The 5,814-nt window shown below is 69.3% G+C and carries 5 protein-coding genes; 3 read left to right on the top strand and 2 right to left on the bottom strand.

Translation table 11 applies throughout. From position 1 onward, the window contains the following. Positions 1–413 (bottom strand): hypothetical protein (locus CTKZ_RS18680; protein ID WP_124344334.1); only part of this gene is annotated, 413 nt, incomplete at its 3' end. A 260-nt stretch (positions 414–673) separates the two neighbouring features. Then, positions 674–1,273 carry a DUF6318 family protein gene (locus tag CTKZ_RS18675; protein ID WP_124344333.1) on the bottom strand — a complete coding sequence of 200 codons (600 nt, stop codon included), beginning with the start codon at positions 1,271–1,273 and terminating at the stop codon, positions 674–676. 164 nt (positions 1,274–1,437) lie between these two features. On the opposite strand from CTKZ_RS18675, the gene CTKZ_RS18670 reads away from it, so the two are divergent. The 3 genes from CTKZ_RS18670 (at position 1,438) to CTKZ_RS18660 (ending at position 5,765) form a co-directional block, all read left to right on the top strand. After that, on the top strand, positions 1,438–1,794 hold the full coding sequence (locus CTKZ_RS18670) for a VOC family protein (protein WP_124344332.1): 357 nt from the start codon (positions 1,438–1,440) through the stop codon (positions 1,792–1,794). Between the two features lie 389 nt (positions 1,795–2,183). After that, the gene (locus CTKZ_RS18665; protein WP_307720322.1) at positions 2,184–4,214 is read left to right on the top strand and encodes a family 43 glycosylhydrolase; all 2,031 of its coding nucleotides are present in this window, start codon (positions 2,184–2,186) and stop codon (positions 4,212–4,214) included. Between the two features lie 60 nt (positions 4,215–4,274). After that, a complete protein-coding gene (locus CTKZ_RS18660) occupies positions 4,275–5,765 on the top strand; it encodes a glycoside hydrolase family 10 protein (protein ID WP_124344330.1) in 1,491 nt (496 codons plus the stop codon). Positions 5,766–5,814: the final 49 nt, after the last annotated feature.

The raw sequence follows: 5,814 nt of genomic DNA, 5'->3' as shown, positions 1-5,814 counted from the left end.
TCGGGGTAGGGGTGACCGGCCGACCGGGTCCAGAGGTCGGTGCCGTCGCCGAAGTCGTAGTGGAACCGCTCAGGGCTCGCGACGACCTCGACGTCGTACCCGGCGAGGTTCGTCTGGAACGTCTGCTCGACGCGCTCCGTCCGGACGATCGTCTCCTTGTTGACCAGCACCCACCCCCGATCCGGCTGCAGGATCAACACGGGCGGCGCCAACGGCAGCCGCCGGAAGTCCTCGACGGTGAACACGGGAAGCACCTCGCCGCACCCGCCTGCGTCGATCTGCTGCCACGGGGTCCAGTCCGCGGCACCAGCAGGCAGCCTGCGCCACAGTGGCTGTTGGAACTGCTCACCCTGGCAGTCGATCGTCATCGCCTCGTCGATGCCGGTCGGGCACGAGCCGTCTTCGTTGCCCATCACCCACCGACCCGCCGCCTCGCGACACGCGGCCGCCCGCCGGAACTCCGGTTGACGAGTCGGAGCGCCGTCCACGTACTGCGCCCGCGCTCGGGCCGCCGCTTCTCGCGCCTCGCTGCCCCACAGCTCGAACACCTCGCCGCCTGCTGCATTGGCCCGGTGGCCCGCCAGTCCCTGCTTTGGCGGTGCCGCAGGTGTGGGAGCCGGCGAGCCGAGCGTCAGGGCGGTGAGAACGACAAGAGCCGGGGCGACGAGTCCGTTCACCACTTCGGGGCTTCGTCAGGATCGAGGACGTCCACCTCGTCTACTTTCCACCCGTCAGCCCAGCTCAGCGCCAGCGCCAGACGGAACTCACCGCCGTCGTCGGTCGCCACGGTCGCCCCGGTCGCGTCGACCTGAGTGGAAGGGGCCTCTCGGACGATCAGGTCCGCTCCGAACCACTTCGCCGGCTCGATCATCCAGACCCTGGACGTGACGATCGACGTCGGCTCGTTCAGCGTGCGGTTCCCGCTCTGACCGATCTCTGCCACGTCGGCCGCGATGTCTCGGCAGAAGTCACACGTCTCGCTCGCCAAGCCGTTCCATGGCTCGAGGTTGCCCGAAGCGAACGAGTAGTCGTAGAGCTGCACGAAGTACTCGGCAGCGGCTGCGGCTCCGGCCTCGTCAGGTGACGTCATGGCGGCGTCAGGAATGGGCCGGACGACCGGGTCGACAGAAGATGTGGAAGCGGACGTCTCGCGGCCGTCCGCGGTCGGTGTCGGCGGGGCAGGATCGTCGTCGAGGGCACATGCTGCCAGGGCTGGACCAAGGGTCAGCAGTGCGATGGCGAACGCCCCCTGCGCAGTTCGTCGTCGAAGCATGGGCGCGAAACTACCGAAATCGGACAGGTGGCGGTGGGGTCGGCTCGAATCTGTGGACAAGCCATCACCCCCGAGTCAGACGGCAGGCCCGAGCGTTAGGGGGACGGCGCAGCCCGCCAGCGCAGCAATCGAGCGTGTGGGTGGCGCGGCGTAGCGTCCGGTGCATGGCCATCGCCCGATACCCCGGTCTCGTCATCGACTGCCCCGACCCGCCGGCGCTCGCGCGGTTCTACGGGGAGCTCCTGGGATGGGAGGTGTCCGGCGACGACGGCTGGGCGGAGATCCGCGAGGGGAGCACCCAGTGCATCTCGTTCCAGCGGGTCGAGCCGTTCACGCCTCCGCAGTGGCCCGGTCAGGACGTGCCGCAGCAGATGCACCTCGACGTGATGGTCCTGGACCTCGACGCCGCCGAGCCGGAGGTGCTGGCGCTCGGTGCGACGAAGGCGGAGCACCAGCCGGGGGAGACGTTCCGCGTGTTCCTCGACCCGGCGGGTCATCCGTTCTGCCTCTGCGTGAGCTGACCCGACATCCTCGGTAGACGTGCCGCTGCGTGATCAGCCGGCACGTCCGCCGCGTCGCCTCGCACGAGGGTGGCGCAGCGCTTCGACGCGGTCCGCACAGCCACCTCCCCGACGCGGCGACGCGGTCGCGCGCGTCCCGAAACGGTCCGGTCCCTTCACCGGTGAAGAACTGCCCTCTTCCGAATCGTTTCGCACCCGGTCGGTTCTGCCCTGCTCCGTGCCAGAGTGTCCGCGTCCTGCCGTGTTAGCGCTAACACACGGCGACGCGTGAGCCCTCACACCCGCACCTGGAGACGGCCATGAGCGACGACGACGTCGACTTTCGTGAGCGAAGCGGTTCGACCCGAACGACAGCAACCCACCGACGACGCACCTGGGCCGGCGCGCTCGTGCTGACGCTGGCCGTCACGGCCGCGTTCGCGGCGACCGCGTCGGCCCCGGCGGAGGCGGCGTCGATCGACACGAGCGCGTCGTACGTGCTGGTCAACCGCGGCAGCGGCAAGGCGCTCGACGTGTACAACCTCGCGACGACCGACGGCGCGAAGATCGTGCAGTGGGCGCGCAACGACGGCGCGCAGCAGCAGTGGCAGTTCGTCGACTCGGGCGGCGGCTACTACCGGCTCAAGTCGAAGCTGTCGGGCAAGGTGCTCGACATCAACGCCCGCTCGACCGCCGACGGCGCAGCCGTCATCCAGTGGTCCGACGCGAACTCCACCAACCAGCAGTTCAGCGTCCAGGACGTCGACGGGTACATCCAGCTCATCGCGCGGCACAGCGGCAAGGCCGTCGAGGTCCAGGGCGCGTCGAACGCCGACGGTGCCGCCGTCGTCCAGTACTCCGACTGGAACGGCGCCAACCAGCAGTGGCAGCTCGTCCGCGTCGGCGGCACGGACCCGGACCCCACCCCGACCCCGACGCCGTCAGGGACGTTCACCAACCCCGTCGTCTGGCAGGACTTCGCCGACGGCGACATCATCCGCGTCGGCGACGCCTACTACTACTCGGCGTCGACCATGCACTACTCGCCGGGCGCGCCGATCCTGCGCTCGTACGACCTGGTCAACTGGGAGTACGCGGGCCACTCGGTGCCGCGGCTCGACTTCGACGACAGCGGGTACGACCTCAACGGCGGCCGCAAGTACGTCAAGGGCATCTGGGCGTCCGCGCTGGCCTACCGCCCCGCGAACAGCACGTACTACTGGCTGGGCTGCACCGAGTTCAACCGCACGTACGTGTACACGGCGCCCGCGGTCGACGCGACGTGGACCAAGAAGGCGCGGATCAACGGCTGCTACTACGACGCGGGCCTGCTGGTCGACACGGACAACACGATGTACGTCGCGTACGGCAACGGCACGATCAGCGTCGCGCAGCTCAACGCGGACGGCACCGCGCAGGTACGCGCGCAGCAGGTGTTCCAGACGCCGTCGAGCGTCGGGACCCTCGAAGGCGCCCGCTTCTACAAGCGCAACGGCTACTACTACATCTGGCTGACGCGGCCGGCGAACGGCCAGTACGTGCTGCGCTCGTCGTCGCCGTTCGGGCCGTACGAGATGCGTCAGGTGCTGCTCGACCTGCCAGGCCCGATCTCGGGCGGGGGAGTGCCGCACCAGGGCGGCATCGTCCAGACGCAGGCGGGCGACTGGTGGTACATGGCGTTCACCGACGCGTACCCGGGCGGCCGCGTCCCGACGCTCGCGCCGCTGACGTGGAGCGCTGACGGCTGGCCGTCGGTGCAGACGGTCAACGGCCGGTGGGGCCAGACGTACGACAAGCCGCGGATCTCGACGACCAAGACGGTCGCGTCGATGATCGGCCGCGACACGTTCACGGGCCCGACGCTCGGGCACCGGTGGGAGTGGAACCACAACCCCGACACCAGCCGGTTCAGCGTGAACAACGGCCTGCGGCTCCAGACGGCCACCGTCACGAACGACCTGTACAACGCGCGCAACACCCTGACGCACCGCATCCAGGGGCCGACCTCGACGGCGACGATCGAGCTCGACTACTCCCAGATGGCCGACGGTGACAGGTCGGGGCTCGCGATGCTGCGGCAGTCGTCCGCGTGGATCGGCGTGGTCAAGAACAACGGCCAGACGCGCGTCGTGATGACCGACGGCCTCACGATGAACAGCTCGTGGGCGACCACCGGCACGGGCGTCGAACGCGCCGGCGCCAACGTCAGCGGCGGCCGGATCTGGCTGCGCGCCAAGGCCGACATCCGCCCCGGCTCCGGCCGCACGGCGACGTTCTCGTACAGCACCGACGGGACCAGCTTCGTCCCGCTCGGGCCCTCGTTCACCCTGAACAACTCCTGGGAGTTCTTCATGGGCTACCGGTTCGGGATCTTCAACTACGCCACCCGAGCCCTCGGCGGAGCCGTCACGGTCCGCAGCTTCGACCTCACCACGCCCTGACGAGGCGTGCCCCAGTCCGACGGCGCACCGGTGCGCCGTCCCGGCAGAGAGCGAGTGACGATGCACACGATCCACCAGACCCGACGCCACGGATGGCGACCACGGGTCGCAGCCCTGGCGGCCACGACCGGCCTGGTGCTCACGACGTTCGCCGCCGTGGCGAACCCGGCGCAGGCCGCGTCGACGCTCGGCGCGTCGGCGGCGGAGAAGGGCCGGTACTACGGCACCGCGATCGCGGCGGGGCGGATGAGCGACAGCACGTACCTCAACATCGCGAACCGCGAGTTCAACATGATCACCGCCGAGAACGAGATGAAGATGGACGCGACGGAGCCGTCGCAGGGCCGCTTCAACTACACCAACGGCGACCGCATCGTGAACTGGGCGCTGAACAACGGCAAGCGCGTCCGCGGGCACACCCTCGCGTGGCACGCCCAGCAGCCCGGGTGGATGCAGAACATGTCGGGCTCCGCGCTGCGCAGCGCCCTCCTCAACCACGTCACGCAGGTCGCGTCGTACTACCGGGGCAAGATCTACGCCTGGGACGTCGTCAACGAGGCGTTCGCCGACGACGGGCGCGGCAGCCGTCGCGACTCGAACCTGCAGCGCACCGGCAACGACTGGATCGAGGCCGCGTTCCGCGCCGCCCGCTCCGCCGACCCGGGCGCGAAGCTCTGCTACAACGACTACAACACCGACGGCATCAACGCGAAGTCGACCGCCGTCTACAACATGGTCCGTGACTTCAAGTCGCGCGGCGTGCCGATCGACTGCGTCGGCTTCCAGGCGCACCTGGGCACGAGCCTGCCCGGTGACTTCCAGGCGAACCTGCAGCGCTTCTCCGACCTGGGCGTCGACGTCCAGCTCACCGAGCTCGACATCCAGCAGGGCGGCAACCAGGCCACCATGTACGCCCAGGTGACCAACGCCTGCCTCGCGGTCGCGCGCTGCACCGGCATCACCGTCTGGGGCGTGCGCGACTCCGACTCGTGGCGCACCGGTGCGAACCCGCTGCTGTTCGACTCGTCGGGCAACAAGAAGGCGGCGTACACGTCGGTGCTCAACGCCCTCAACGCAGGCACCAACAACCCGAACCCGAACCCCGGCGGCAGCTCCTCGATCGAGGCCGGCGCCTGGTACGTGCTCGTCAACCGCAACAGCGGCAAGGCGCTCGACGTCTACAACCTGGCGACGAACGACGGTGCTCGGATCACGCAGTGGAGCCGGAACGACGGCAACCAGCAGCAGTGGCAGTTCCAGCTGAACAGCGAGGGCTACTACGAGGTCAAGTCCCGGCTGTCGGGCAAGAACCTCGACGTCTCCGGCAAGTCGACCGCCGACGGCGGCGCGATCGTCCAGTGGACCGACAACAACGGCTCCAACCAGCAGTGGCGCGTCACCATCAACAACGGCTACGCGACCCTGATCAGCCGCCTCAGCGGCAAGGCCCTCGAGGTGCAGGGCGCGTCGACGGCCGACGGCGCCAACATCGTCCAGTACTCGAGCTGGAACGGCGCCAACCAGCAGTGGCAGCTCGTCCGCGTCGGCTGACCGACACCTCTCACCGGGGTGGGGGGGGGGGCGGGGGCCCCCCCCCCCC

Origin of the sequence: Cellulomonas algicola (assembly GCF_003851725.1) — a bacterium.
GTDB classification, from domain to species: Bacteria; Actinomycetota; Actinomycetes; order Actinomycetales; family Cellulomonadaceae; genus Cellulomonas; species Cellulomonas algicola.
Note: the sequence above shows the minus strand (reverse complement) of the source record. Positions and strands in the feature narration are given on the sequence as shown.

Bases quoted from the DNA above. Each gene is read 5' to 3' on its own strand.
- CTKZ_RS18675 (WP_124344333.1), bottom strand. From the start codon at position 1,273: ATGCTTCGACGACGAACTGCGCAGGGGGCGTTCGCCATCGCACTGCTG.
- CTKZ_RS18660 (WP_124344330.1), top strand. From the start codon at position 4,275: ATGCACACGATCCACCAGACCCGACGCCACGGATGGCGACCACGGGTC.
- CTKZ_RS18670 (WP_124344332.1), top strand. From the start codon at position 1,438: ATGGCCATCGCCCGATACCCCGGTCTCGTCATCGACTGCCCCGACCCG.